The sequence below is a fragment of the Mycolicibacterium sediminis genome, from assembly GCF_010731735.1.
GTDB lineage: Bacteria > Actinomycetota > Actinomycetes > Mycobacteriales > Mycobacteriaceae > Mycobacterium > Mycobacterium sediminis.
This window is the reverse complement of record NZ_AP022588.1, coordinates 2,182,559-2,207,620: the sequence shown is the minus strand read 5'-3', so window position 1 is coordinate 2,207,620 and position 25,062 is coordinate 2,182,559. Positions and strand designations below refer to the sequence as shown.

Annotated in this window: 23 protein-coding genes, 1 tRNA gene and 1 riboswitch; of the genes, 11 read left to right on the top strand and 13 right to left on the bottom strand. The window is 69.4% G+C overall.

What is annotated here, in order from left to right; all coding sequences use genetic code 11:
- Window positions 1-25 precede the first annotated feature (25 nt).
- From G6N64_RS10650 to G6N64_RS10635, 4 genes are all read right to left on the bottom strand, one after another.
- Window positions 26-658: a rhomboid-like protein gene (locus G6N64_RS10650; RefSeq protein WP_163796858.1), complete on the bottom strand. Its 633-nt coding sequence runs from the start codon at window positions 656-658 to the stop codon at window positions 26-28.
- A 68-nt stretch (window positions 659-726) separates the two neighbouring features.
- Window positions 727-2,061: an alpha/beta hydrolase domain-containing protein gene (locus G6N64_RS10645; RefSeq protein WP_163796857.1), complete on the bottom strand. Its 1,335-nt coding sequence runs from the start codon at window positions 2,059-2,061 to the stop codon at window positions 727-729.
- A gap of 4 nt (window positions 2,062-2,065) precedes the next feature.
- Window positions 2,066-3,868, bottom strand: coding sequence for a serine/threonine protein kinase StpK7 (gene stpK7, locus G6N64_RS10640; protein ID WP_163796856.1), 1,803 nt, complete (start codon window positions 3,866-3,868; stop codon window positions 2,066-2,068).
- Window positions 3,869-3,971: 103 nt separating this feature from the next.
- On the bottom strand, window positions 3,972-5,108 hold the full coding sequence (locus G6N64_RS10635) for a N(5)-(carboxyethyl)ornithine synthase (protein ID WP_163796855.1): 1,137 nt from the start codon (window positions 5,106-5,108) through the stop codon (window positions 3,972-3,974).
- A 191-nt stretch (window positions 5,109-5,299) separates the two neighbouring features.
- Between G6N64_RS10635 and G6N64_RS10630 the strand changes: the two genes are divergently transcribed.
- A complete protein-coding gene (locus G6N64_RS10630) occupies window positions 5,300-6,070 on the top strand; it encodes an enoyl-CoA hydratase/isomerase family protein (protein WP_163801588.1) in 771 nt (256 codons plus the stop codon).
- A 26-nt stretch (window positions 6,071-6,096) separates the two neighbouring features.
- Window positions 6,097-7,392: an acyl-CoA dehydrogenase family protein gene (locus G6N64_RS10625; RefSeq protein ID WP_163796854.1), complete on the top strand. Its 1,296-nt coding sequence runs from the start codon at window positions 6,097-6,099 to the stop codon at window positions 7,390-7,392.
- A 57-nt stretch (window positions 7,393-7,449) separates the two neighbouring features.
- On the opposite strand, the gene G6N64_RS10620 is transcribed toward G6N64_RS10625, so the two are convergent.
- Both G6N64_RS10620 and G6N64_RS10615 read right to left on the bottom strand, forming a co-directional pair.
- Window positions 7,450-8,373, bottom strand: coding sequence for a phosphotransferase family protein (locus tag G6N64_RS10620; RefSeq protein ID WP_163796853.1), 924 nt, complete (start codon window positions 8,371-8,373; stop codon window positions 7,450-7,452).
- Window positions 8,361-9,146, bottom strand: coding sequence for an SDR family NAD(P)-dependent oxidoreductase (locus tag G6N64_RS10615; RefSeq protein ID WP_163796852.1), 786 nt, complete (start codon window positions 9,144-9,146; stop codon window positions 8,361-8,363). Before G6N64_RS10615 ends, G6N64_RS10620 begins: the two co-directional genes overlap by 13 nt.
- A 117-nt stretch (window positions 9,147-9,263) precedes the next feature.
- Between G6N64_RS10615 and G6N64_RS10610 the strand changes: the two genes are divergently transcribed.
- Together G6N64_RS10610 and G6N64_RS10605 are read left to right on the top strand one after the other, a co-directional pair.
- Window positions 9,264-10,100 (top strand): LLM class flavin-dependent oxidoreductase, encoded by an 837-nt coding sequence (locus G6N64_RS10610; protein WP_163796851.1) that lies wholly within the window; start codon window positions 9,264-9,266, stop codon window positions 10,098-10,100.
- A 26-nt stretch (window positions 10,101-10,126) separates the two neighbouring features.
- Window positions 10,127-11,518: an NAD(P)/FAD-dependent oxidoreductase gene (locus G6N64_RS10605; protein ID WP_163796850.1), complete on the top strand. Its 1,392-nt coding sequence runs from the start codon at window positions 10,127-10,129 to the stop codon at window positions 11,516-11,518.
- Between the two features lie 58 nt (window positions 11,519-11,576).
- Here G6N64_RS10605 and G6N64_RS10600 read toward each other — a convergent pair whose 3' ends face one another.
- The gene (locus G6N64_RS10600; protein WP_163796849.1) at window positions 11,577-11,909 is read right to left on the bottom strand and encodes a hemophore-related protein; all 333 of its coding nucleotides are present in this window, start codon (window positions 11,907-11,909) and stop codon (window positions 11,577-11,579) included.
- Window positions 11,910-12,207: 298 nt separating this feature from the next.
- Between G6N64_RS10600 and G6N64_RS10595 the strand changes: the two genes are divergently transcribed.
- The 3 genes from G6N64_RS10595 (at window position 12,208) to G6N64_RS10585 (ending at window position 15,876) form a co-directional block, all read left to right on the top strand.
- Window positions 12,208-14,664 (top strand): phosphoketolase family protein, encoded by a 2,457-nt coding sequence (locus tag G6N64_RS10595; protein WP_163796848.1) that lies wholly within the window; start codon window positions 12,208-12,210, stop codon window positions 14,662-14,664.
- A 158-nt stretch (window positions 14,665-14,822) separates the two neighbouring features.
- Complete coding sequence (locus tag G6N64_RS10590) at window positions 14,823-15,194, top strand: hypothetical protein (RefSeq protein ID WP_163796847.1); 372 nt, start codon at window positions 14,823-14,825, stop codon at window positions 15,192-15,194.
- A 244-nt stretch (window positions 15,195-15,438) separates the two neighbouring features.
- The gene (locus tag G6N64_RS10585; RefSeq protein WP_163796846.1) at window positions 15,439-15,876 is read left to right on the top strand and encodes an SEC-C metal-binding domain-containing protein; all 438 of its coding nucleotides are present in this window, start codon (window positions 15,439-15,441) and stop codon (window positions 15,874-15,876) included.
- Window positions 15,877-15,901: 25 nt separating this feature from the next.
- Here G6N64_RS10585 and G6N64_RS10580 read toward each other — a convergent pair whose 3' ends face one another.
- Window positions 15,902-17,275: an L-serine ammonia-lyase gene (locus G6N64_RS10580; RefSeq protein WP_163801587.1), complete on the bottom strand. Its 1,374-nt coding sequence runs from the start codon at window positions 17,273-17,275 to the stop codon at window positions 15,902-15,904.
- Window positions 17,276-17,429: 154 nt separating this feature from the next.
- Window positions 17,430-17,523, bottom strand: a riboswitch (glycine riboswitch).
- A 148-nt stretch (window positions 17,524-17,671) separates the two neighbouring features.
- Here G6N64_RS10580 and G6N64_RS10575 point away from each other — a divergent pair.
- A complete protein-coding gene (locus G6N64_RS10575) occupies window positions 17,672-18,100 on the top strand; it encodes a spore germination YkwD domain-containing protein (RefSeq protein WP_163796845.1) in 429 nt (142 codons plus the stop codon).
- 248 nt (window positions 18,101-18,348) lie between these two features.
- Here the strand turns inward: G6N64_RS10575 and G6N64_RS10570 are convergent, their stop codons facing one another.
- Both G6N64_RS10570 and G6N64_RS10565 read right to left on the bottom strand, forming a co-directional pair.
- Window positions 18,349-18,975, bottom strand: coding sequence for a hypothetical protein (locus G6N64_RS10570; protein ID WP_163796844.1), 627 nt, complete (start codon window positions 18,973-18,975; stop codon window positions 18,349-18,351).
- Between the two features lie 143 nt (window positions 18,976-19,118).
- A tRNA-Tyr gene (locus G6N64_RS10565) sits at window positions 19,119-19,201 on the bottom strand.
- A 96-nt stretch (window positions 19,202-19,297) separates the two neighbouring features.
- Between G6N64_RS10565 and G6N64_RS10560 the strand changes: the two genes are divergently transcribed.
- Together G6N64_RS10560 and G6N64_RS10555 are read left to right on the top strand one after the other, a co-directional pair.
- Window positions 19,298-19,789 carry a YajQ family cyclic di-GMP-binding protein gene (locus tag G6N64_RS10560; RefSeq protein WP_163796843.1) on the top strand — a complete coding sequence of 164 codons (492 nt, stop codon included), beginning with the start codon at window positions 19,298-19,300 and terminating at the stop codon, window positions 19,787-19,789.
- A 146-nt stretch (window positions 19,790-19,935) separates the two neighbouring features.
- Window positions 19,936-20,961, top strand: coding sequence for an NAD(P)H-dependent glycerol-3-phosphate dehydrogenase (locus G6N64_RS10555; RefSeq protein WP_163796842.1), 1,026 nt, complete (start codon window positions 19,936-19,938; stop codon window positions 20,959-20,961).
- 10 nt (window positions 20,962-20,971) lie between these two features.
- On the opposite strand, the gene G6N64_RS10550 is transcribed toward G6N64_RS10555, so the two are convergent.
- From G6N64_RS10550 to grcC1, 3 genes are all read right to left on the bottom strand, one after another.
- Window positions 20,972-21,508, bottom strand: coding sequence for a hypothetical protein (locus G6N64_RS10550; protein ID WP_174266788.1), 537 nt, complete (start codon window positions 21,506-21,508; stop codon window positions 20,972-20,974).
- A gap of 165 nt (window positions 21,509-21,673) precedes the next feature.
- A complete protein-coding gene (gene htpX / locus G6N64_RS10545; RefSeq protein WP_163796841.1) occupies window positions 21,674-22,552 on the bottom strand; it encodes a zinc metalloprotease HtpX in 879 nt (292 codons plus the stop codon).
- A gap of 75 nt (window positions 22,553-22,627) precedes the next feature.
- Window positions 22,628-23,635 carry a nonaprenyl/(2E,6E)-farnesyl/geranylgeranyl diphosphat synthase gene (grcC1, locus tag G6N64_RS10540; protein WP_174266787.1) on the bottom strand — a complete coding sequence of 336 codons (1,008 nt, stop codon included), beginning with the start codon at window positions 23,633-23,635 and terminating at the stop codon, window positions 22,628-22,630.
- A 21-nt stretch (window positions 23,636-23,656) separates the two neighbouring features.
- Here grcC1 and menJ point away from each other — a divergent pair, with 21 nt between their 5' ends.
- A complete protein-coding gene (gene menJ / locus G6N64_RS10535) occupies window positions 23,657-24,877 on the top strand; it encodes a menaquinone reductase MenJ (RefSeq protein ID WP_163796840.1) in 1,221 nt (406 codons plus the stop codon).
- Window positions 24,878-25,062 lie beyond the last annotated feature (185 nt).

Sequence of the window (25,062 nt, the reverse complement as noted above, 5' to 3'; positions counted from 1 at the left end):
CTCATGACCCGTCAGTCAGGGGAGTTCATGTCTGCTCGCGGGGAGAAAGCGAGGCGAGGTCTGGGTAGGGGCGGGCGTCGCGGTCGGGGACCCACGGGCTCACCGCCAGACCGATCGCGAACGCCGACAGGTGGCCCACCTCGGTGGCCGTAGGCCGCGCCGCCGCGTTGACGGCCAGCGCCCCGCCCACGACCAGCTGCGTCCGTGTCCGCCAGGCCCGCGGAACGTATCCGGACAGCGCGCCGGCCAGGCCCAGCACCACGTAGCTGACACCGACGTCGCGCGCATTGACCAGCCGTCGCGGTGCGCTACCCCGTCGGATCCGCGCGAGCAGGTGGCCCTGCCCGACGTAGGTCGCCCCGACGTGCGCCAGGGCGCCGACGAGAAGCCAACGCAGCGAACCCAACCGGCGCTCGGCCGGCGCGACGACGCCCGCGAACACCGGGACGTACGGCCACCAGCTCCGGCCGTCGAGGTAGAACGCGCTCGTCACGAGGACGCGCGAGGGCTCGGTGCTCAACTTCTGGAGGTTGGTCGAGTGCTCGCGCTGGATCCGCTTCGACCCGCGGCGCCCGGCCGCCTGCTGCCTGCGCGTGGTGGCGACGAGGATCGCCAGCCAGGCGACGGTAAGTGGAGCGCTTCCGACGGCCCGGACCACGCGATGTGTGGAGTCTTTCCGGCGCTCACCGCCGGAAACACTCCACAAATCGCCAGAGAAGCGATGCACTAGCGGGCCGGGTAGGTCGCGGAGGCAAGGTCGAGGATCTCGTCGCGGTCGGCGGCCAGCAGGAAGCCCGCCGCGATGGCCGAGTCGAGGGCGTCGGTGAAGCGGCCGAGGTACTGCTGGACGCCGCCGGGGTAGAGCCGTTCCAACAGGTCCGCGGAGAAGACCTCGCCGGTGCCGAACAGCAGCGCCATCACGCTGTCGCCGTCGGCGAGCCCCGAGGTGCGGGCGACCGGCACGTCGACCCACGGTGTCCGGACGCCGCCGACGGCCAGGCCGTTCTCGTCGAGCACCAGTGCCGCGGCGTCGGTCAGGTCGATCGGCTGCGCGATCGGTGGCGTCGAACCGTCGCGCGCCCACCCGACCAGACCGGCGAGCGCCGCCTGCAGGACGTAGTGGTGCTGCGGCGCGAAGTTGATGACGTGCGGCAGCTCCTGGCCCATCAGCGTCCGCGTCGGCGCGTACGCCGCGACGAGGTCGGCCAGCGGCGCCGAGCCGGAGTCTATGAACCCCACGGCGATCGTGTAATTGTCGGCGTGTGCGGTGCCGGGGATCTCCCACGTGCGCAGACAGGCGGAATCGGGTTGTCGCGCAGCGTGATAACCCGCGCGGACCCCGCCGACGAGGTCGGTCTCGGTGATGACGGTCAGCACCGGCACCCGCAGGTCCTCGACGAACGGGACGGGCTCCGGCTCGGCGTCCGAGTCGGCGAAGATCGAGGAGCCGTCGAGCGGCGCCGCCGGACCGAAGCGGGAGTGGACGAGGAACCCGTCGTACACCTCGGCGACCGGGTCGACGACGTTCACATAGGTGGTGAGGAACAGCGCCGACTGCGACTCGCCCACGGCGATCACGGTGTGCGGCGACAGCCCGCCGAGCAGGTCGCCCACCAACCGGCCCGCCTGCGAGAACACGTCGTAGGAGAACTCGTCGCCGGGATGGGTGAGCGCCGAATACCGCTCGCCATCAAGGGTCTTGAGCGACATGTCCATGCCCATGCTCGCGCCGCCCTCGATGCCGACCCGCTGCGCGGACACCGCGACGTACGCGTGGCCGGCACGCACGATCTCCCGGTGCGCCATGAACCAGACTGCGGGAGCGTCGATGCCGCCGCTGACGTTCAGCCACTCGACGACGACGGTTCCGCTGAAGCCGTCCTCCGGCACGAGGGCGACGACGCGGGTCGTGTAGTCGGCCGTGGTGGATGGCTCGAGGTAGCTCGTCGCGGTTCCGGAGACGAAGAACTCCTCGGCGCGGTAGCCGACGGTGCCGATGTCGTAGGAACCGAGCAGCAGGTTCGGGGTGCCCGGCACGGGCGTGATGGTCGGGTTGGTCACCCGGTCATCCTGCCGCACCGTTCACGGTCGGCTGATCGATCATGCCCTTCTCGACACCCCACATGGTGGCGATGGTGCGGTACTCGCCGGTGGCGATCAGATGCTCGAGCGCCTGGTGCAGCGATTGCCCCAGCGCCGAGCCCTTCGCGACGGGCCATCCGTACGGCGCGACGTCGAAGATGTCGCCCGCGGTCTCCAGCGCCCCGGCCGACAGCTTCACGGTGAAACCGGTGACGGGTGAGTCGGCGGACATCGCCTCGACGTCACCGGCGATCAGCGCCGCGGTCAGGTCGTCCTGGCGGGTGTAGACGACCGTTTCGATCGGCGGCAGGCCCGCGGCCGTGCAGGTGGCGCTCTTGGCGGGCAGCTCGGAGGTCTCCTGAAGCGTCGCGAACTGCACACCGACCCGCAGCCCGCAGGCCGCGTCCGGGTCGACGAACCCGCCGGCCCGCTTCGCCCACTGGGTGCCGGCCTGGAAGTAGGTCACGAAGTCGACGGTCTTCTCGCGGTCGGGAGTATCGGTGATCGACGACATCCCGACGTTGAAGCTGCCGCCGCCCACCGACGGAAGGATGCTCTCGAACGCGGTCTCGCGGTAGTCCGGCGCCAGTCCCAGGACCCGCGCGACGGCGTTCATCAGGTCGACGTCGAAACCGACGATCTCGCCCGACGAGTCCTCGAACTCGTTGGGCGCGTAGGGCGTATTGACACCGATGACGAGCCGGCCGGTCGCCCGGACGTCCGGTGGCACCGTGGCCGCGATCTGCGGCACCGTCCCGTCCGGGGCGGCCGCGGGCACCGTCGACTCGGCGACGCTCGCGGGCTGCGTCTCGCGGTCGGAGGCGCCCCACACCTGCCACGCGCCGAAGGACAACCCACCGGCGAGGATCACCGCCGCACCGGACGCCGCGAGCGCCCGCCACGGCGTCCGCCTGGACGCCACCCGTACCGAGTGCTTGCCGCTGGTGCGGCCGGACCGCGTCCGCGGCACCGGCGCGGTCAGCGCGCGGCGCGCGGCGGCCGCCAGTTCCGCAGCCGTCTGGTAGCGCTTGAGCGGCTTCTTGGCCATGCCCTTGTCGACGACGGCGTCGAAGGCGCCGAGCCTGGCGTCGGTGGCCGACGGGTGCGGCGGCGGCGACATCATGTGGCCGGCGATCTGCTGCTCGAGGCTGTCGGCCTGATACGGCCGGACGCCGGTCAGCAGTTCGTAGAGCACGCACGTCAGCGCGTAGGTGTCGGCGCGCCCGTCGATCGGCCCGCCCTCGAACCGCTCCGGCGCCATGTAGCCGAGCGTGCCCAGGGTGTTGCCCGCGGTCGTCATGCCGGCCTCCCCCGCGGTGCGTGCGAGGCCGAAGTCGATCAGGTAGGCGAACTCCCCCGCGGTGAGCAGGATGTTGGACGGCTTGACGTCGCGGTGGATCAGGCCCGCGGCGTGAGCGGCGTCCAGGGCGCCGGCCACCTGCTCGACGACCGAGACTGCGGTGGCCGGGTCGAGCGGCTTCTTGTCCTCGGCGAGGATGGCCCCGAGGGTGCGCCCCTCGATGAGCCGCATGTCGAGGTAGAGCCGGCCGTCGATCTCGCCGTAACCGTGGATGGGCACGACGTGCGGATCGTTGACGCCCGCCGCGGCCTGCGATTCCCGGCGGAACCGCTGCTGGAACGTCGCGTCGGCAGCCAGGTGCGGTGGCAGGACCTTGAGCGCCACGACGCGGTCGGTCTTGGTGTCGTAGGCCTGGTAGACCTCGCCCATCCCGCCACGGCCCAGCAGCTTCTGCAGCTGGTAATGCCCGAAGGGTGTCGCATCCACCGGTGTACTCCTCGGCTGCGGCCAGTCGGTGTGTCGCTTGAAACTACCGCACGAGGAGCGACCACGACGAAAATATCGGCAGCCGGTGTCAATTTGCTGAGCGTCAGCGTGACGGGTGGGGGTACTGCTCCTCGCGGTTCTGGAACTCGAGGATGTCCGGGTTCTGGATGACGCCGTCGGTGATCTCCAGCGCGCGGCGGATGGTCGGGTCGTCCTCCCACTCGCCGGGTCCACCGAGGACCGTGCCGAGGTAGGGGATGAGTGCCTCGCTGATCTCCCACGTCGCCGCATTCCACAGGTACGACGGGCTGTGGTCGACCGCGTAGTAGGTGACGTTGTTGCCGACGACGAAGCTCGGCGACCCGAACGACGTCGGCGTGGCCCAGCTGAACCCCATCCCCTCGTCGCACGACACGTCGACGATGAGGCTGCCCGGCCGAAACGCGCCGAGGTCGTCCTCGGTCAGGAAGATCAACGGGGAGTTGGGATCCTGCAACACGCAGTTCACGACGATGTCGTGCTCGGCGAGGAACTCGGCGAGCGGCTGCTTGCCGTCGTCGGTCTGCACGACGCTCGCACCGTCGTCGCCGCTCTCGAATTGAAGGATATTGGCGCCGTGGATCGGCGAGGCGACCTCGGCCACGCTGCGGTTGGTGAGCACGTCGACGTCGAGGACGCCGATCGCGTGCAGGCCCGTCACCGCGCCGCGCGAGGTCGCGCCGAAGCCGATGACCGCCGCGCGCATCCGCCGGCCGTAGGTGCCCGTCGAGCCGATCAGTTCGAGCGCGTGCAGCACCGAGCAGTAGCCGGCCATCTCGTTGTTCTTGTGGAAGACGTGCAGCTTGAACGCGCCGTCGGAACTCCACAGGTTCATCGCCTCGAACGCGACGAGGGTCAACTTGCGGTCGATCGCCTCCTGGGTCAGCTCCCGGTCCTGCACGCAGTGCGGCCAGCCCCAGAGGATCTGCCCGTCCCGCAGCTCGGCGAGGTCGGCGGCCTCCGGCTTGGCCAGCAGGATGACGTCGCAGTCGGCGATCAGCTCGGCGCGCGAGCGGACGCCGGCGACGTGGCGCTCCAGCTGCTCGTCGGAGACGCCGAAGTCGCTGCCGTAGCCGCGCTCGAGGTAGATCCGCGCGGCGACGTCGGGGTCGATGCGGTCGAGGTGTTCCGGATGGATCGGCAGACGGCGCTCATTCTCCTTCCGGGTGGCTGCGATGACGCCAAGGGTCAGCTGGTCCACGGATCCTCCAGAAAGGGTTTCGGGCCGTCGGCGCGACGGGATGACCGGGCGCACGGGCAGTAGTCAGCCTATGCCCGGGAGAACGCCTCGCCGAAACGTGCGGCCGCACGCGGACGACCGTGAGAACATGATTCTCGGAAACGGATCATGGGTTCTCATCGGCGAGGACCCGACGGCGACGGGAGCGTGCCATCGAGACCCTCGACCTCGGCACCCCCGCCGACGGCGTCGCGGTCCTGCGCCTGAACCGGCCTGGCCGTCTCAACGCCGTCAACGAGGTGATGCGCGACGAGTTGATCGCCACCTTCGCCGCGCTGAGTGCCGACCGGTCGGTGCGGGCGATCGTGCTCACCGGGTCGGGACGCGGGTTCTGCTCGGGCATCGACGTCCGCGACTTCGGCCCCGGCATGCTCGACGCCACCGCCCCCGCGATCGACCGGATGCGCTTCCAGGAGGCCATGGCCGCGCTCCCCCGCGCGATCCGCGACGTGCCGCAGCCCGTGATCGCCGCTGTCAACGGACCCTGCGTCGGCGCCGGCCTCGCCCTGTGTCTCGCGTCGGACCTCCGAATCTGTTCCGACGCGGCGACGTTCGGGAACGCCGCGATCCTGCTCGGCCTGTCGGGTGCCGAGATGGGCCTCAGTTATCACCTGCCCCGCATCGTCGGCACCAGCGTCGCCGCCGACTGGATGCTCACCGGCCGCACCGTATCGGCCGAGGAGGCCGACCGCCGCGGTCTGGTGAGCGAGGTCGTCGGCCACGAGCGCCTCCTCGACCGCGCGCTCGAACTGGCCACCCAGATCGCGGGACTCGCACCGCTCGGGGTCGAACTGACCAAGCGGGCGCTGCAGGTCAACACCGACGCCGCGCACCTCGACGCCGCCATCGAACTCGAGAACCGCAACCAGGTCCTCACCCACGCCACCGACGACGCCGCCGCCCGGCGCGCCGCGTGGTCGTGACCGTCACCGACTGAAGGGACCCGCACATGGCGTGGGACTTCTCCACCGACCCCGAGTGGGCCGAACAACTCGCGTGGGTCGACCAGTTCGTTCGCGAGGAGTGCGAACCCGTCGACATGATCGTCAAGGAGTCACACGACCTCCACGACCCGGTGCGGCAGGCGCTGATCCCGCCGCTGCAGCAGATCGTCAAGGACCGCGGGCTGTGGGCCACCCACCTGGGGCCGCACCTCGGCGGGCCCGGCTACGGGCAGATGAAGCTCGCGCTGCTCAACGAGATCCTCGGCCGCTCCGAGTGCGCGCCGATCGTGTTCGGCTCGCAGGCACCGGACTCGGGCAACAGCGAGATCCTCGCCCACTACGGCACGCCCGAACTCAAGGAGCGCTACCTCGAGCCGCTGCTCGACAACCGCATCGTGTCCTGCTTCTCGATGACCGAACCGCAGGGCGGCGCCGATCCGAAGGTGTTCACCACCACTGCCATCCAGGACGGCGACGACTGGATCATCAACGGCGAGAAGTGGTACTCGTCGTTTGCATCGATGGCGTCGGTGATCATCGTGATGGCCATGACCGACCCCGATGCGCCGCCCTACCAACGCTATTCGATGTTCGTGCTGCCGGGTGACACGCCGGGGATCAACCTGCTTCGCGACGTCGGCCTCGGCTACCAGCCGCTCGGTGCCGGCGGCCGCGAGGGCTATGTCCGCTACGAGAACGTGCGAGTGCCAAACGATCACATGCTCGGCCCGCGCGGAGGGGCGTTCGTCGTCGCGCAGACCCGGCTCGGCGGCGGCCGCATCCATCACGCGATGCGCACCGTCGGACTGGTCCGCCGCATCTACGACATGATCGCCGAGCGTGCGGTGTCTCGGCACACGCAGGGCGAGGTGCTCGCGAACAAGCAGATGGTGCAGGAGATGATCGCCGACTCGTGGATGGAGATCGAGGCCTTCCGGCTGTTGACACTCCAAACCGCCTGGAAGATCGACAAGTTCAACGACTACAAGGCCGTCCGTGCCGACATCTCGGCGGTCAAGGCGATGATGCAGAAGGTGCTGCACGACGTGTCGGCGCGCGCCCTGCAGATCCACGGCTCGCTCGGCACGTCGCACGAGATGCCGTTCGTGCAGTACCTGACGGAGTCGTTCGTGCTGGGCCTGGCCGACGGGCCGACCGAGGTGCACAAGGTGACGCTGGCCCGATTGCTGCTCAAGGACGTCCTGCCCGCACCCGACATGTTCCCGTCCGAGCACCTGCTGCGCCTGCGGGAGGCGGCGGAGGCGAAGTTCGCCGACCGGCTCGCGGGGATCCCGCGCTAACTCAGCCTTTTTGTGGAGTATTTCCGGCGCCGGCCGCCGGAAATACTCCACGGATCGCTATGCGACCAGCTGGGTAGCCCGTCGCAGCAGCCGCGGCAGCGTCGACGCCATGGCCTCGAGATCGGCTGCGGGCGCGGTCCTTCGACGGTTGTGCTTGACGATCAGCGACCACGTCGCCGCCGACTTGAAGCACGCCAGCGCCATGAACCACTCGACGTCGGGCGCCTCGCCGTAGGCGTCGACGAGGGCGCTGCGAGTCGGTACGGCGGCGACGTAGGGTGACGGCCGCGCGTACGTGGATGGGTCGGCGTTGATCAGGAACCAGCCGAGGTCGACGCGCGGATCCCCGAGCGACCAGATCTCCCAGTCGATCACCGCCGCAACGGCCTCGCCGGTCGACACCAGGTTGCCCAGCCGGAAGTCGCCGTGCACCACCGACGGTCCCAGCGGCGTCGGCACCCGGGATAGCAGTGCCGAGCCCACTTCTTCCCACCCCGGAACCAGCGCGGGGTCGACGGTACGCAGCGTCGCACTCCACCGCTCGACCTCGGCGGCCGCGTCGACCACCGGTTCGTCGGCCAGCCCGAGCCGGGCGGGCGACAGCACGTGCAGTGCCGCCAGCACCCGCGCGGCGGCCAGGAACCGTTGCGCCACGGGCTGACCCATAACCGTCGCGTCGAACAGCGGCTCGAACGTCTCCCCGTCGATGCGGGTCATCACGAATGCCGGTGGGTCGCCGTCGTCCTCGATCAGCACCTCGGGCACCGGTACGTCCCTCCCGGCCAGCGCCCGCATGATCCGCGCCTGCCGCAGGACGTCGCGGTGCCCGACCGGCGGAAGCCCCGGTGGTGCCACCTTCACCACCACGGCGAGGTCGTCGAGCGTCCCCTGCAGCGTGAGGCTCGACGCGCCACCGGTCAGCGGCGCCAGCCCCGTGACGCCGAGCCGGCGCTCGAGGGCGTCGAGGTTCAGCGAAGCCACCCGGTCTCCCGCAGGAACGGCTGCGTGTGGGCGATGCGGCCCGTCAGCACGGCCGGGTCACCGCTGCACAGCACCATCGCGGTCTCGGTGATCAGCGAGACGTCCTCGGTGTCGGTCTTCGCCAGGTCCAGCGTGCCCGCACCCGGCGTGGCCACCGGATCGGACGGCGCGGCCGCGTTGACGGCGATGCCGTCGTCGTACAGTTCGGCGGCGAGGCTGAGAGTCAGCCGGTTCAGCGCGGCCTTGGCCGTGCCGTAGATCCCGAAGCCCGCGGAGGCGTCGAACTCCGAGAACGGCGGTCCCGCAGGCAGATCGCCGCCCACCGACGTGACGTTCAGAATCCAGCCCCGCCCGCGCGAGCGCATCGCCGGGATCGCCAACTGGCTCAGCTGCAGGGGGCCGAGCAGGTGCATCTCGAGCATCAGCCGGACCCGCTTCTCGGGGAACCCGTCCAGTGGCCGCAGGAACGTGACCGCCGCGTTGTTCACCAGGATGTCCGGCGCACCGACCTCCGCGACGACCTCGGCGAAGAGTCGCTCGCGCTCGGCACTGTTCGACAGGTCGGCCTGGACCGCGACGGCCCGGCCGCCGGCGGCCACGATCTCGTCGCGCGTCTGCCCCAGCGAGCCGTCGTAGCGGGGATCGGGATCCATCGTGCGGGCGGTGATCGCGACGGTGGCGCCCTCGCGCGCCAACTGCTGCGCGATCGCCTTGCCCAAACCGCGACTGCTCCCGGTCACCAGGGCCACCTTGCCGTCGCACCTGTCTGTCACGCGGACACCCCTCTCGGTGCGGAAACGCACTCTCCTCAGCAGAGAACGTCGTTATCATCGGCTGGCGCGAGTATAGGCAGCGCGCCCGTCCCGCCACGGCGAAACCCGAGGAGCGCAATGGTCGAGTGGTTCCTCTACGTGCCGCAGAGCAGACAGGGCATCGACGACCTCGTCGCCAAGGCGCGTGCCGCCGAGTCGGCGGGCTTCGACGGCGTCGCGCTGCTCGACCACCTGGAGACGCCGATGGCGCCCGCCAGTCCCATCTGGGAGGCGATGACTGCGGCGACCTGGCTGGCCGCCAAGACCGAACGCATCACGCTCGGGCACCTCGTTCTCTGCGACGCGTTCCGGCAGCCCGCAGTACTGGCCAAACAGGCGGTCACGCTCGCGGAGGCGTCCGGCGGCCGCTTCGAGCTGGGCCTGGGTTCGGGGTCGATGCCCGACGAACTCGCCAAGTTCGGCGTCAGCACCGCGTCCCCCCGGGAGCGCGTCGACGCGCTGGGCCGCACGCTGAGTGCGCTGAAGCGGTACTGGGACGCCGACGACGAGGCGGCGCAGATCCCGACCCCGAGTGCGCCGATCCCGATCGTGCTGGGCGGGGTCGGCCCGCGCATGCTGAACCTCGTCCGTGAACACGCCGACTGGTGGAACCTGCCCGCCACCTACGTCGACCGGCTCGCAGAGTTCATCCCCCAGATCGGGTCGGCGAAGGCGTCGGTGCAGCAGATGACGGGCTTCGTGCGCCGCGGCGACGATGCGGCCGCCACCACCGAGAAGGCGCAGCGCCGCTTCGGCCACTTCGGCGCGGGTCTGGTATGCGGCGACGCCCACGCGCTCGCCGACCACTTCCGGGGGCTCGAAGCGCAGGGCGCCCAGCGTTTCTACGTCTGGTTCGCCGACTTCGCACCGGTGGACACGATCGTCGAGTTCGGCGAGACGGTGATCCGCGTCTGAGCGGTCCCGCGTAACGTCCCATCTTGATGACAACCCTCGAGACCGACTACCTCGTCGTGGGTGCGGGGGCCATGGGGATGGCCTTCGTCGACACGCTGCTCACCGAGACCTCCGCGTCCGTCGTCCTCGTCGACACCGGCCTCCAACCCGGCGGGCATTGGCTCGCCAGCTACCCGTTCGTGCGGCTGCACCAGCCCTCGGCGTACTACGGCGTGAACTCCCGACCGTTCGGCGACGACGTCGTCGACGCAAGCGGCTGGAACGAGGGCTTCTACGAGCTGGCGACCGGCAGCGAGATTTGCGCGTACTTCGAACAGGTGATGCGGCACCAGATGCTGCCCACCGGCAGGCTCACCTACCTGCCGATGACGCGCTACCTCGGTGACGACCGGATACGCACCCTCGACGGTGCCGAGCAGACCGTCACCGTGCGCAAGCGCGTCGTCGACGCCACCTATCTGCTCACCACCGTCCCGTCCATGCGACCCCCGCCCTTCCCGTTCGCGGCGGACGTCGACGTCGTCGCCCCGAACGACCTGCCCCGCAATGCGGCGGGGCGGGACCGGTTCACCATCGTCGGCGCAGGCAAGACCGGCATGGACGCGTGTATCTGGCTGCTGCGCAACGGGATCCCGCCGGACCGCATCCGGTGGGTCATGCCGCGCGACTCCTGGCTGATGAACCGCGCCACCGTCCAGCCCGGCCCGCGGTTCATGGACCAGACCCGCGGCTCGCTGGGAACGCGGATGCAGGCCTCGGTCGAGGCGACGTCCCTCGACGACCTGTTCGCCCGCCTCGAGGCCGACGGCAACCTGCTCCGCATCGATCCCACGGTCACGCCCACGATGTACCACTGCGCGATCGTGTCCCTCGGGGAGCTGGAGCAGCTACGCCGCATCGACGACGTGGTGCGGCTCGGGCACGTCGAGAAGATCGAACCCGATCAGGTGATCCTTCAGGCCGGCACCGTGCCCGCCGAGCCGGGCACCCTGTACGTAGACTGCACGGCGTCGGGGCTGTCGCGGCCGCCCGCGGTGCCCGTGTTCGACGACGGCCGGCTGGTGCTGCAGAGCGTGCGCGGCTGCCAACAGGTGTTCAGTTCCGCGTTCATCGCCCACGTCGAACACGCCTACGGCACCGACGAGGAACGCAACGCGCTGTGCGAGCCGGTTCCCCACCCCGACGCACCGCTCGACTGGCTGCGCGTCGCGATCGCCGACTTCACCGGGCAGGCACGCTGGCTGCGCGACCCCGAGCTGACGGCGTGGCTCGAGTCGGCGCGGCTGAACATCCTGCGGGGGATGTTCGCCGACCTGCCCACCGAGCCGGAGACCCGACGGCAGACGGTCGACGCGGTCGCCGGCGCGCTGGAGTCGTGCACCGCGAGCCTCGGCGCGCTCCTGCAGCGGGTGGACTGACCCCTCAAACGACGATGAGACCGGCCGATGTGGCCGGTCTCACCGAGGGAAGCGACTGTCAGAAACTCTTGCAGCTCGCCGCCACGTTGTTGATCAGGCTGGTGTACTGCACGATCTGCGGCACGCCCTGGGCCTGACGGATGTAGGTCCGCCGCTGCTCGGGACCCGACGCGACGAAGTTCTGCAGGTAGCCGACCGCCATCGGGTTGCTCTCGATCTGCTGGGCGACGCCGGGATCCTGCGCGTTCACCGCGGCGATGAGCTGCGGGTACGTGCAGGTCGTGTTGACGATCGCGTCGGTGTTGGGGGCCGCTGCGGCCATCCCCGCGGAGCCCAGCAGCGCTGCCGCCACGCCGCCCGATGCAATCAGTGCCTTGGTTGCGATACGCATTCTCATCTGCCTTCCGACCCTTTTTCCTACGTCTGTCGAATCGCTGCTCACGCGTCAATTCGGTGCGAACAGTGCATCACACTGACGGGGAAATCGTCCATTGCCCCATGAGCGTTACACAAGCTAACGACCACGTGCGACGTGCAATTCCCCGGCGCCGTCGTGTGAATGACCCGTCCGCCTGGTACCCCACCAACGTCTCCGGTGAACATTCGGTTCCGCGCTCTGCATGGATCCGCCAGGGCGGGTTACATGGGTTCGGAACCGTTTCAGTGACCAGGCGAGGAGTCGGCAGGCGATGACCACCACGGAGAACACCACCTGGCGCAGCGCCGAGGTGTCGACTCTCGACGACGACACCCTCGCCCAAGTCCACGGCTGGTGGCGCGCCGCGAACTACCTGTCCGTCGGGCAGATCTACCTGCTGGACAACCCACTGCTGCGGACGCCGCTGTCGCGCGACGACGTCAAGCCGCGCCTGCTCGGCCACTGGGGTACGACGCCCGGCCTCAACTTCCTCTACGCGCACCTCAATCGCGCGATCCGGCAGCGCGAACAATCCACGCTGTACGTCACCGGTCCCGGACACGGCGGACCCGGACTGGTCGCGAACGCCTACCTGGACGGCACGTACTCCGAGGTCTACTCCGACATCACCCCCGACGCCGAGGGCATGCGACGGCTGTTCAAGCAGTTCTCCTTCCCTGGCGGCATCCCGTCGCACGTCGCCCCCGAGACCCCCGGGTCCATCCACGAGGGCGGCGAACTCGGTTACGCGCTGTCGCACGCCTACGGCGCCGCGTTCGACAACCCGGACCTGCTCGTCGCGGCCGTCGTCGGGGACGGCGAGGCCGAGACCGGACCGCTCGCCACCAGCTGGCACTCGAACAAGTTCACCAACCGGGCCAACGACGGTGTGGTCCTGCCGATCCTGCATCTCAACGGCTACAAGATCGCCAATCCGACCGTCCTGGCGCGCATTCCGCAGGACGAGCTGCGCAGCCTGATGATCGGCTACGGGCACGATCCGTACTTCTTCGAAGCGACCGAAGAGACCGACCTCGCCACCGCCCACCGCGAGTTCGCGGAACTGCTCGACACCGTCCTCAACGTCATCGCCGAGATCAAGGCACGGCCCGACGACGACGAGACCCCCACCCGCTGGCCGATGATCGTCTTCCGCACGCCGAAGGGCTGGACCGGCCCGGCGACCATCGACGGCAAGAAGAGCACCGGCTCGTGGCGGGCCCACCAGGTGCCGCTCGCCAGCGCCCGCGACACCCCGGAGCACCTTCGGGTGCTCGCCGACTGGCTGGGTTCCTACCGCGCCGACGAGCTGTTCGACGACGAGGGCCGGCTCGACCCGTTCATCGCCGAGCTGGCACCGCCGGGTTCGCTGCGGATGAGCGCGACACCGCACGCCAACGGCGGGCTGCTGCTGAAGGACCTCCGGATGCCCAGCTTCCGAGACTTCGCCGTCGACGTCCCCGCACCGGGCGCCACCATCGCCGAGTCGACGAAGGTGCTCGGCACCTGGCTGACCGAGATCGTCCGCCAGAACCCGGACAACTTCCGGATCTTCGGACCCGACGAGACCGCGTCCAACCGTCTGCAGGCGGTGTACGACGCGACCGACAAGCAGTGGAACGCCGAGTTCGTCGGACCCGAGGTAGACGAGCACCTCGCCCGCGCCGGCCGCGTCATGGAGATGCTGTCCGAGCACCAGTGCCAGGGCTGGCTCGAGGGATACCTGCTGACCGGCAGGCACGGGCTGTTCAACTGCTACGAGGCGTTCATCCACATCGTCGACTCGATGATGAACCAGCACGCCAAGTGGCTGAAGGTGACCAACGACATCTCGTGGCGCCGGCCCATCGCCAGCCTGAATTACCTGTTGTCGAGCCATGTCTGGCGTCAGGACCACAACGGCTTCAGCCACCAGGACCCCGGCTTCATCGACCACGTCATCAACAAGAAGGCCGAAGTGGTGCGGGTCTACCTGCCGCCGGACGCCAACACGCTGCTCTCCACCTACGACCACTGCCTGCGCTCGCGGCAGTACGTCAACGTCGTGGTCGCGGGCAAGCAACCGAGCCCGAACTTCCTCACCATGGACGAGGCCGTCGCGCACTGCACCCGCGGACTCGGCATCTGGGAGTGGGCGGGCACCGAGCAGGTCGGCGAGAACCCCGACGTCGTCGTCGCCACCGCGGGTGACGTGCCCACGCTGGAGGGTCTTGCCGCCGTCGACATCCTGCGAAGGAACCTGCCGGAGTTGAGGATTCGCTTCGTCAACGTCGTCGACCTGATGCGCCTGCAGGACGAGAAGGAACACCCGCACGGGCTCAACAACCACCAGTTCGACATGATCTTCACCCGCGACAAGCCGGTGATCTTCGCCTACCACGGCTACCCGTGGCTGATCCACCGCCTGACCTACCGCCGCGCCAACAACGAGAACATCCACGTCCGCGGCTACAAGGAGGAGGGCACCACCACGACTCCGTTCGACATGGTGATGCTCAACGACCTCGACCGCTACCACCTGGTGATGGACGTGATCGACCGGGTGCCGTCGCTGGGGTCGCGGTACGCCACCCTGCGGCAGCGGATGGTGGACAAGCGGATCACCGCGCGGCAGTACACCCGCGAGCACGGTGACGACATCCCCGAGGTGCGCGACTGGGCGTGGCCGAGCGAGTATGCGCAGACCTTCGCCTCCGACGTCTCCTCCACCGGCGGGGACAACGACTGAGTTCGCTGGTTTTCACCGAACTGGAGAGTCACGTCGCCGACGCCACCGCTTGGCGACGTGACTCTCCGGTTCGGCGGTGACCGCGGGCAGCGCGACCTGACAGATTGAGCCCAATTCGTATCGCTACACTCGGGCGCACTCGAAGGGTGGTGGGTCACGTGACCTCTATGACGACGACGTCGGTCGGCACTCCGCAGGCGAATCGTGCGGTCGGCGTCCTCTGGTACGGCGTCGCGATTCTCGCCGTCGCCGCCCTCGCCGGGTTCATCGTGTTGGTGACGCTGATGGTCAAGGGGGCCGGGATCGACCGGATCCCGCTGGTCGACGCGCCGCCGGCGGCCGTCGTACCCGCTCCGGGTGGCGCGCTGCCGGGTCAGGCGCCCGCCGGTCCCGGCGCCCCCGCAGGTCCTGGCGCGCCTGGTGCCCCCGCTCCCGGCGCACCGTCCGCGGTTCGTCCGCCGGCACCTGCCGCGCCGTCTGCACCAGGTGCGCGTCCTTCGGCGCCCGCGCCGACCGGCGCACCCCGCTGACCTCGGACTCTCCGAGACGTGAGGGCACAGGTGCGCGCGGGCGTCGGCGCTGCTCACGCTGCCCGAAGGACGCTCGTCGACGCCGCCCGCTCCGCCCCGGGGTGACGTGGATCGGTGGACCCGAATGAGACGCCCCGGTCCTTGCAGTTTCAGCAATCCACCACCCGCGGAATGCGCCCGTCCGCGCACTGTGCGATTATTCGACATCGAGCCCGTCACGACGGCGGTGCCAGGGGGTTGGACGATGAGCAATGACGCCGGTGGCGCCTTCGAGCAAATTTCGGCGCAGTCCGGCAGACTGCCGGTCGCTGGACTCGACACCGTCTTCTACCGCATGTCCGCCAACGACCTCTTCCTGATCAAGGCCGCCCTCACCGCCACCCGCGACGCGGCGACCGTGCAGGAGATGGCCGACCGGATCGAACCGGTGTCGCCGCCGCTCGCCCTGTGGGTCGCGCGCCAGGCGGACGTGCGAGCGACGGGCGACGTGCTGTCGACGATCGTCGGCGTACTGCTGAACCTGTACGTGGTGTCCGAAGAACCGGCTCCGCCGGAGGAACTCCACCAGGTCATCGAGAACGCCGGCAGTGGTCAGCTACACCGGATGCCGCTCTCGCGACGCGCCGACTGCTTCTGCGGCAGCGGGAAGAAGTACAAGAGCTGTCACGGCCGCACGCCCTAGAGCCGGTTGAGGGGCGCCGTGCGGGTCAGCACTCGACGACGTTGACGGCGACGGCCAGACCGCCGGTGGAGGTCTCCTTGTACTTCGAACTCATGTCCCGGCCCGTCGCGCGCATCGTGGCGATCACCTCGTCGAGGCTCACCCGGTGCGTCCCGTCCCCGCGCATCGCCATGCGGGCGGCGTTGATGGCCTTGCCCGCGGAGATCGCGTTGCGTTCGATGCACGGGATCTGCACGAGGCCGGCGATCGGATCGCAGGTGAGGCCGAGGCTGTGCTCCATGGCGATCTCGGCGGCGTTCTCGACCTGAGCCGGTGTGCCGCCGAGGATCTCGGTGAGCCCGGCGGCCGCCATCGACGCCGCGGACCCGACCTCGCCCTGGCAGCCGACCTCCGCGCCGGAGATCGACGCCATCTCCTTGTACAGCGATCCGATCGCGCCGGCGGTCAGGAGGAAACGCACCGCGGTGCCGTCCGGATCGGCCCTGCCCGCAGGACAATAACGCTCGGCGTAGCTGAGTACGGCGGGGATGATGCCCGCCGCACCGTTGGTCGGCGCCGTCACCACCCGTCCGCCCGCGGCGTTCTCCTCGTTGACGGCGAGCGCGACCAGGTTGACCCAGTCCTCGGCGTAGATCGGATTGCGGTCGGGGTCCTCGGCCACCAGTCGCTCGTACCAACCCCGCGCGCGGCGCCGCACCATGAGGCCACCGGGGAGGTAGCCGTCCTGGGTGATCCCCCGCTCGACGCACTGCGACATGACGTCGCGGATGTGGAGCAGACCGGCGCGCACCTCGTCCTCCGGGCGGAGCGCGCGCTCGTGTTCGGCCATCACGTCGCTGATGGAGGCGCCTCGAGCCGTGGCCAGGGCGAGCAGTTCACGCGCGGATCCGAACCGCACGCCCGCCGACGTCCCGCCGGTGTCGACGGGATCGCCCTGCGCGACCACGAAGCCGCCACCGATCGAGAAGTACGTCTCCTCGGCGAGTGGCGCGCCGTCGTCACTGAACACGCTGAGCGTCAACGCATTCGGATGGTGGTCGAGGACCGTTCCCGGGCTGAGCACGATGTCCGCTTCGCCGAACCGGAGCACCGTCGTCCCGCCGAGACGGATCGTCCCGTCGGCGCGCATCCGATCGAGTCGCACCACCATGTCGTCGGGGTCCAGACGTTCCGGGTGCTGCCCCTCCAGCCCGACGAGGATCGCGGACATCGTGCCGTGGCCCTTGCCCGTCGCGGCCAGCGATCCGAACAGCTCGACCTGGAGGTCCCGAACCTCGGCGAGCACGCCGGTCTCGGCCAGGCCCTCGACGAAGCGGGCCGCCGCACGCATCGGACCGACCGTGTGGGAACTCGACGGTCCGATGCCGACGCTGAAGAGGTCGAACACGCTGATGGTCATCGAGGTGGCTCCGGTTCCGTCGTCTCCGGGCACGCCCGGACATCGAGTGAGGCACCTCCCCGCTCTGTCCTGCGACCTGAGAGCTTGGGCGAGCGTTCGCCTTTCACCTTCGGTAAGCGCCCGCAGCATCGCCGGCACTGTTCTCCAGAGTTGCCTCGGCGTGACGGTGCTTGTGCCTGAGAGATTCCCGGGGAGGACATTGCTCCTACGGCGCCTCCTTCGATCGGAGGTTCTCCCGCCACACGTCGACGGCTTGTTCGATTGTGTGGGCGAGCCTATACCCGGACGGGGCTGCGCGTCGGGCGTCTGAGCAGCGGAGGCCGAAACGCCGAATCGCGCACCCACGCCGTCGACGCGTGCCACGCTGCGAGGGAGTCCCACGTCGAAGGAGACGTCATGACCGCGAGATCGACGTCCGCGCTGCTGGTCGGCGCCTGCGCCCTGTCCCTCGTCGTGGGAACCCCCGTCGCACGTGCCGACACCACGCTGGACGGCCTCTCCACGGCGATCGACAACGTCCGTGCACGCTCGGGCTGCGCTCCGCTGGCCGCCTCCCCCGTACTCGACTCGGTGACACGGGACTACGTGGGTGCCGGCCTCCTCAGGCCGCAGGGCTATCCGGGCTACACGACGCCGTTCATCGCCACCGGACGGCCGGCGGCCTCGGCGATCGGCCTGGTGACGGCGACGGCGAAGTACGCCATCTTGGATTGCCGGTTCGTCGACGTGGGCGTGGGCATGGTCCCGAACGGGGAGTACACCGTGCTGGGCATCGTCCTGGGATCCATCACCGGACCGCAGGCGGCGGGCGGATTGCCGGCTTGAGTGGTCTCGCCGACTCCCGAGGGGGGGTGGGAGTCAGGCGAGACCAAAGGGGCGCTGCAGGGGGGGTCAGGGCAGCGCCCGCCTGCCGTCGAGCTTAAGCCTTGCGAGGATGTCAATCCAGTAAACGCTGCTGTGAGAATCCGGTGAGCGAATGGGCCCGCACGACGTGGCCGACGGCCAGCCGCTCCCCTCGGATCCCCACGGCCGACCGCCGACCACGGGTATCGGTTTCCACCCGACGTCCTTACTCACACGTCGAGTTCGTCACTCCGACCGGTTCTCGGGGGCGGAGTGGCGGCGGGCCCCAGGAGGTCGGCGCCGGTGTTCGACGAGGTGCGTCGCCACCTGCCGTACAGCGGCAGGTCCCGCATGGAGCCCGCCTTCGACCACCGGCGGGCGACGAATCGAATCGTGGTCCGCACGTACCGGGTCGTCTCGGAGTACCACCGCCACTCGTACAGGCGACCATCCGGCAGCCACCGCCCGAGCGCCTCGGACTCGACACCCTGGAGGTACGGCCGGACCCAGGTGACCAGGACCCAGACCCGCTCGACCGCACCGTCGGGTAGTTGGAGCGTCCACTCGATTGGAGCGTCACCCGCGGCCATGGTGTGCCGCACCGCGGGAGGCTCCGTGGCCGTCGATGCGCCGATCAGCCGGACCGCGACGTTGTGCAGGACCGCGGGCCCACCCGCCTCGAACCGCACGTGATGAACGCCGACGCCACGCGACTCCACGGAGAAGGCCACGAGACCGCCGACGGCGACGTAGCGGGTGAACGCCAATTGACTGCCAGCGACGAGGATGCGGCGTGCCGCGAGCAGCGCGGTGAAGGTCGCCAGCGTCAGCGCGACGACGCCCCACACCAGATCCATCCGCTCAGCGTGGCAGCAGAGGGGCGAGCAGCGGTGGCATCGGCCAGATCGGGGCTGCGTCGCTCGGGATTCGAACGGGTGTGGGGACGACACTGGGGTGAGACTCGATGAGTCTCACACCAGTGCCATGAACCCTTGGCGGGTGGCAGGTACAGGATTCGAACCTGTGTAGGCGTTAGCCGACGGATTTACAGTCCGCTCCCATTGGCCGCTCGGGCAACCTGCCGGGATGCAGCCAACCCGACCCGGGTTGGTGCGACTAGCAGGGTACAACGAAGATGGTTCCAAGACGAAAACGCATGAACCTCGTGAGGAGGATCCAGTGGCTGATTCAAGCTTCGACGTCGTCAGCAAGGCCGATCGTCAAGAAGTCGACAACGCGCTCAACCAGGCGGCCAAGGAGTTGTCCACCCGCTTCGACTTCCGCGGCACCGACACCACCATCGAGTGGCAGGGCGAGGAGGGCATCATCCTCGTCTCCTCGACCGAAGAGCGCGTCAAGGCCGCCGTCGACGTCTTCAAGGAGAAGTTGATCCGGCGCGACATCTCGATGAAGGCCTTCGACGCGGGCGACCCGCAGCCGTCGGGCAAGACCTACAAGGTCATCGGCAGCATCAAGCAGGGCATCGACAGCGAGAACGCGAAGAAGATCACCAAGCTCATCCGCGACGAGGGCCCCAAGGGCGTCAAGGCGCAGATCCAGGGCGAGGAGATCCGCGTCAGCTCCAAGAAGCGCGACGACCTGCAGGCCGTCCAGTCGCTGCTCCGCGGCGCCGACCTCGAGGTGGCGCTGCAGTTCGTGAACTACCGCTAGCCGCATCGCCGAGACAGCGCTCGTGGTCGCGACGGGCGTGTGTTGACGACAGGGAACGCCGTTTCGGCGGAAAGGTGGCGACGGCGCGCTGCCCGGGCGGGTGAAACCGCCCTCCCCGGGCGGCGCGCGGCCATACGCTGATCGCCATGTCATCTGATCTTCGCGAACCCAAGGTCGTCGTCCTCGGCGGCGGCTCCTGGGGCACCACCGTCGCCTCCATCTGCGCTCGGCGCGGTCCGACGCTGCAGTGGGTGCGCTCGGAGGAGACCGCGAAGGACATCAACGACAACCACCGCAACAGCCAGTACCTCGGCGACGACACCGAACTACCGGAATCCCTCAAGGCCACCAACGACTTCACCGAGGCCGCCAACTGCGCCGACGTCATCGTCATGGGCGTGCCGTCGCACGGGTTCCGGGCGGTCCTCACCGAGCTGGCCAAGGAGCTGCGCCCGTGGGTGCCGGTGGTGTCGCTGGTGAAGGGCCTCGAGCAGGGCACGAACATGCGGATGAGCCAGATCGTCGACGAGGTGCTACCCGGTCACCCGGCCGGCATCCTCGCCGGACCGAACATCGCCCGCGAGGTCGCCGACGGGTACGCCGCGGCCGCCGTGCTTGCGATGCCCGACCAGCGGCTCGCCGCGAACCTCGGAAAGCTGTTCCGTACCAAGCGGTTCCGCACCTACACCACCGACGACGTCATCGGCGTCGAGATCGCGGGCGCGCTGAAGAACGTCTACGCGATCGCGGTCGGCATGGGCTACTCGCTGGGCATCGGCGAGAACACGCGCGCCATGGTGATGGCCCGGGCGGTACGCGAGATGTCCAAGCTCGGCGAGGCCGTCGGCGGACACCGCGACACCTTCGCCGGTCTGGCCGGCATGGGCGACCTGATCGTCACCTGCACCAGCCAGCGCAGCCGCAATCGCTACGTCGGCGAGCAACTCGGCGCGGGCAAGCCGATCGCCGAGATCATCGAGTCGATGAACCAGGTCGCCGAGGGCGTGAAGGCCGCCAGCGTGATCATGGAGTTCGCCGAGGAGTACGGGCTGAACATGCCGATCGCCCGCGAGGTCGACGGCGTCATAAACCACGGATCGACCGTCGAGGACGCCTACCGCGGGCTGGTCGCCGAGAAGCCGGGCCACGAGGTTCACGGCTCCGGATTCTGATCCGGGGCGCCTAGTTGAAGTACGGGTTGCCGCTCTTAGGACGGTCGAGGAGCGGGTTGTTCGGCTCGATGACGAAGCTTCCCGCCGGGCTGATCACGAAGCCGCCGCCGTCGTAGCTGTTGTTGCAGATCGTGTTCGTGCCGTCGGTGCCGCACGTGACGTTGCGAAAGCTGATTCGCGTGCCGGGCTCCAGCCGTTTCGGAAGCGTCTCGAACACGTAGAGCGGCCGGTCGGCGTTGGCGAACCCGGCCGGGCCCTGCTGCGTGCCCGTGACGACGTTGGCGGCGTTCGGGGCCGCCGGGATCGCGCCGCTGCAGCCATAGCTGCCGGTACCGCGGCTCAGCACACAAGCCAGGTCACCAGGTACGGCGAACGCGTAGATCTCGCCGTTCTGCTGCGCGAAGTCAGAGGGCGCCACCGGATTGAACGCCATGACGTTCGGAGCCGGGGGCGGCGGCGCGGGCTCCGGTTCGGCGGCCGCCACGGCGGATCCGCCCAACGCCATCGCTCCTGCAGCAACCAGCCCGATCACGAGTCTGCTCAACACGCGCTCAGAGTAGAGCAGGCCTTGGGTGGGCGCTCGGTTACCTCGGGGAGGGGTCGTCACACAGGTGTCATCGGCCGTCGGCTTGGGAACGTTAGCCCCGCGAGCGCGCGCGAACTCGGGTTCAGCGGCGGCGTGTCGCCCGCAGACACGCACGCTCGCCGAAGATCAGTAGTGGCCTGGGGGGCGGCCGGCCATCTGTTCGAGGCGGGCGATGCGGTCGGCCATCGGCGGATGGGTCGAGAAGAGCTTGCCGATCTTCTCCCCCGCGCGGAACGGGTTGGCGATCATCAGGTGCGCCTGGTCGGCCAGCTGCGGCTCCGGCGGCAGCGGCGCCACCTCGACGCCGCGGCTGATCTTGCGCAGGGCATTCGCCAGCGCCAGCGGATCACCGGTCAGTTCGGCGCCCGACTGGTCGGCCTGGTACTCCCGCGACCGCGACACGGCCAGCCGGATCACCGTGGCGGCGATCGGTCCGAGCAGCGAAACGAGCAGGATCGCAAAGGGATTGGTGCCGCCGTCACGATTGCCGCCGAACATGCTCGCGAAGAACGCGAGGTTCGCGAGAGCGGTGATGATCGACGCCATGGCGCCCGCGACGCAGGAGATGAGGATGTCGCGGTTGTAGACGTGCGACAGCTCGTGGCCGAGCACGGCGCGCAGCTCCCGCTCGTCGAGGATGCGCAGGATGCCGGTGGTGCAGCACACCGCGGCGTTGCGCGGGTTGCGACCGGTGGCGAACGCATTCGGCGCGTCGGTGTCGCTGATGTAGAGCCGCGGCATCGGCTGGTGCGCGGCGTTGGCCAGCTCCCGGACGATGCGGTACATAGCGGGCGCCTGCAGCTCGGTGACGGGCTGCGCGTGCATCGCCTTCAGCGCCATCTTGTCGCTGTTGAAGTAGACGTAGGCATTCATCCCGACGGCGAACAGCACCGCCAGGAACATCACGTTGCGACCGAACAGTGCGCCGATGAAGACGATCAGCGCGGAGAACCCGACCAGCAGCAGAAACGTCTTCAGACGGTTCGCGTGCGGATGCCAGGTCATCGGCGTTCTCCAATCAACTCGACGGGTGTTCTCGTTGAATCAAACGCCTGAGATGCCCTCGCGGGTTCCGAATGGTCAGCCGTGTCGGTTGATCGTGTACTCGACCAGGCCCGCGAGGGCGTCACGCCCGGGGCCCGCCGGCAGGTGCTCGAGTTCGGCGCGGGCGTCGGCGGCGTAGCGCGCCACCGTCTCCTTGGCCTGCACGATTCCCTGCGACGAGCGCAGCAGACCGAGCGCCTCGGCCACCTCGTCGTCCTTCTCGAGTGGCTTGGCGAGCAGGTCCCGCAGCCGCTCGGCGCCGGGCCCGGTCTCGCGCAGGGCGAACAGCACGGGCAGCGTGTGCACGCCCTCGCGCAGGTCGGTGCCGGGCACCTTGCCGGACTCGTCGGGGTCGCTGTCGATGTCGATGATGTCGTCGGAGATCTGGAACGCCGTGCCGACGATGCCGCCGAGCCGGGCTAGCCGCTCGATCTGCGCGTCGTCGGACCCGGAGAACGTCGCACCGAACCGGCCGGACGCCGCGATCAGGCAGGCCGTCTTCTCGTAGACCACCTTGAGGTAGTGCTCGACGGCGTCGACGTCCTCGGCCGCGCCGCGCGTCTCCCGCATCTGGCCGGTGACCAGCTGGGCGAACGTGTCGGCGATGATCCGCACCGCTTCGGGACCGAGCCGCGACACCAACCGCGACGCCGTCGCGAAGAGGTAGTCGCCGGCCAGGATCGCGATGTTGTTGCCCCACCGGGCGTTGGCGCTGTCCGCGCCGCGTCGCACCTGGGCCTCGTCCATGACGTCGTCGTGGTAGAGCGTCGCGAGGTGCACCAGCTCGATGACGGCGCCCGCGACGGTCACCTGCCACGCGTCGGGCTCGGGACCCAGTTGCGCGGACAGCACGGTGAACAGCGGGCGGAAGCGCTTGCCGCCGGCCTTGAACAGGTGCTGTACCGCCTCCGCCATCAGTTCGTCGGACTTGCCCAGCTCGGTGGCCATCAGATCCTCGACGCGGGCCACCCCGTCGCGCACTTGCGCGGCAAAGGCGGCATCGCCGAAGTCCACGCCCGCGACCACGGTCGCCGGTGTCTTCATTGCTCCAACATACTGGGGGGTGTGCAGCGGAAACATGACGTGGTGGTGATCGGCGCCGGCCCAGCTGGTTCGTCGGCGGCCGCGTGGGCGGTTCGCAACGGCCGCGACGTGCTGGTGGTCGACTCGGCGCAGTTCCCGCGCGACAAGGCCTGCGGCGACGGGCTCACCCCGCGCGCCATCGCCGAACTCGAGCGCCTGGGCCTCGGGCCGTGGCTGGACGGCCGCATCCGGCACCACGGGCTGCGCATGGCCGGCTTCGGCTCCGACGTCGAGATCGAGTGGCCGGGTCCGTCCTTCCCGCCCACCAGCAGCGCGGTCCCGCGCACCGAACTCGACGACCGCATCCGTTCGGTCGCGGCCGACGACGGCGCCAAGATGCACCTCGGCGCGAAGGCGGTCGACGTCCGCCACCACTCCGACGGCAGGGTGTCGACGGTGGTGCTGGACTCCGGCGAGGAGATCGGCTGCACCGAGCTGATCGTCGCCGACGGCGCGCGCTCGACGCTGGGCCGCACGCTGGGCCGCGCCTGGCACCAGGAGACGGTCTACGGCGTGGCCATCCGCGGCTACGTCGCGAGCCCGCGCGCCAATGAGCCGTGGATCACCTCGCACCTCGAATTGCGTTCTCCCGCAGGCGACGTGCTGCCGGGCTACGGCTGGATCTTCCCGCTCGGCAACGGCGAGGTGAACATCGGCGTCGGCGCGCTGGCCACCACCAAGCGGCCGGCCGACGCGGCGCTGCGCCCGTTGATGGCGTACTACGCCGACCTGCGCCGCGAGGAGTGGGGCTTCACCGGCCAGCCCCGCGCCGGGCTGTCGGCACTGCTGCCGATGGGCGGCGCCGTGTCCGGGGTCGCCGGCCCCAACTGGATGCTGATCGGCGACGCCGCCGCGTGCGTGAACCCGCTCAACGGCGAGGGCATCGACTACGGCCTGGAGACCGGCCGCCTCGCCGCGGAGATGCTCGGCACCGGCGACCTCACCGACGCCTGGCCCTCGGAGTTGCGGCGGCACTACGCCCACGGGTTCTCGGTGGCGCGCCGGCTCGCGCTGCTGTTGACGATCCCCAGGTTCCTGCCCGCCACGGGCCCGTTGGCGATGCGCTCGCACTTCCTCATGAACGTCGCCGTCCGCGTGATGGGAAACCTCGTCACCGAGGAGGACTCCGACTGGGTCGCGCGGGTGTGGCGGCGGGCGGGCGCGGGGTCCACGCGACTGGACGGCCGGTCGCCGTTCAGCTGAGCCGGCCGATTGTGTGACGAATCCGTCAGGGTTGGCGGACTGCGTAACGGGAAGCCGCTCCGCGGCGACGAACCTGGGTGAGGCGCCAAGCAAGTTGCGTCTTCGCCCGCCTGCGAGCGACCGCTGGCGTCGGCAATTCATGGAACACGACTCGACCCGGCGAACCGGCCGGTCGTAAAGGATGT

What these genes read in the sequence shown, in the direction of transcription:
- grcC1 (WP_174266787.1), bottom strand. Translation starts at nt 23,635, where the DNA reads ATGAAGACACCGGCGACCGTGGTCGCGGGCGTGGACTTCGGCGATGCC.
- G6N64_RS10610 (WP_163796851.1), top strand. Translation starts at nt 9,264, where the DNA reads ATGGTCGAGTGGTTCCTCTACGTGCCGCAGAGCAGACAGGGCATCGAC.
- G6N64_RS10600 (WP_163796849.1), bottom strand. Translation starts at nt 11,909, where the DNA reads ATGCGTATCGCAACCAAGGCACTGATTGCATCGGGCGGCGTGGCGGCA.
- G6N64_RS10575 (WP_163796845.1), top strand. Translation starts at nt 17,672, where the DNA reads ATGACCGCGAGATCGACGTCCGCGCTGCTGGTCGGCGCCTGCGCCCTG.
- G6N64_RS10605 (WP_163796850.1), top strand. Translation starts at nt 10,127, where the DNA reads ATGACAACCCTCGAGACCGACTACCTCGTCGTGGGTGCGGGGGCCATG.
- G6N64_RS10585 (WP_163796846.1), top strand. Translation starts at nt 15,439, where the DNA reads ATGAGCAATGACGCCGGTGGCGCCTTCGAGCAAATTTCGGCGCAGTCC.
- htpX (WP_163796841.1), bottom strand. Translation starts at nt 22,552, where the DNA reads ATGACCTGGCATCCGCACGCGAACCGTCTGAAGACGTTTCTGCTGCTG.
- G6N64_RS10625 (WP_163796854.1), top strand. Translation starts at nt 6,097, where the DNA reads ATGGCGTGGGACTTCTCCACCGACCCCGAGTGGGCCGAACAACTCGCG.
- G6N64_RS10570 (WP_163796844.1), bottom strand. Translation starts at nt 18,975, where the DNA reads ATGGATCTGGTGTGGGGCGTCGTCGCGCTGACGCTGGCGACCTTCACC.
- G6N64_RS10555 (WP_163796842.1), top strand. Translation starts at nt 19,936, where the DNA reads ATGTCATCTGATCTTCGCGAACCCAAGGTCGTCGTCCTCGGCGGCGGC.
- G6N64_RS10580 (WP_163801587.1), bottom strand. Translation starts at nt 17,275, where the DNA reads ATGACCATCAGCGTGTTCGACCTCTTCAGCGTCGGCATCGGACCGTCG.
- G6N64_RS10595 (WP_163796848.1), top strand. Translation starts at nt 12,208, where the DNA reads ATGACCACCACGGAGAACACCACCTGGCGCAGCGCCGAGGTGTCGACT.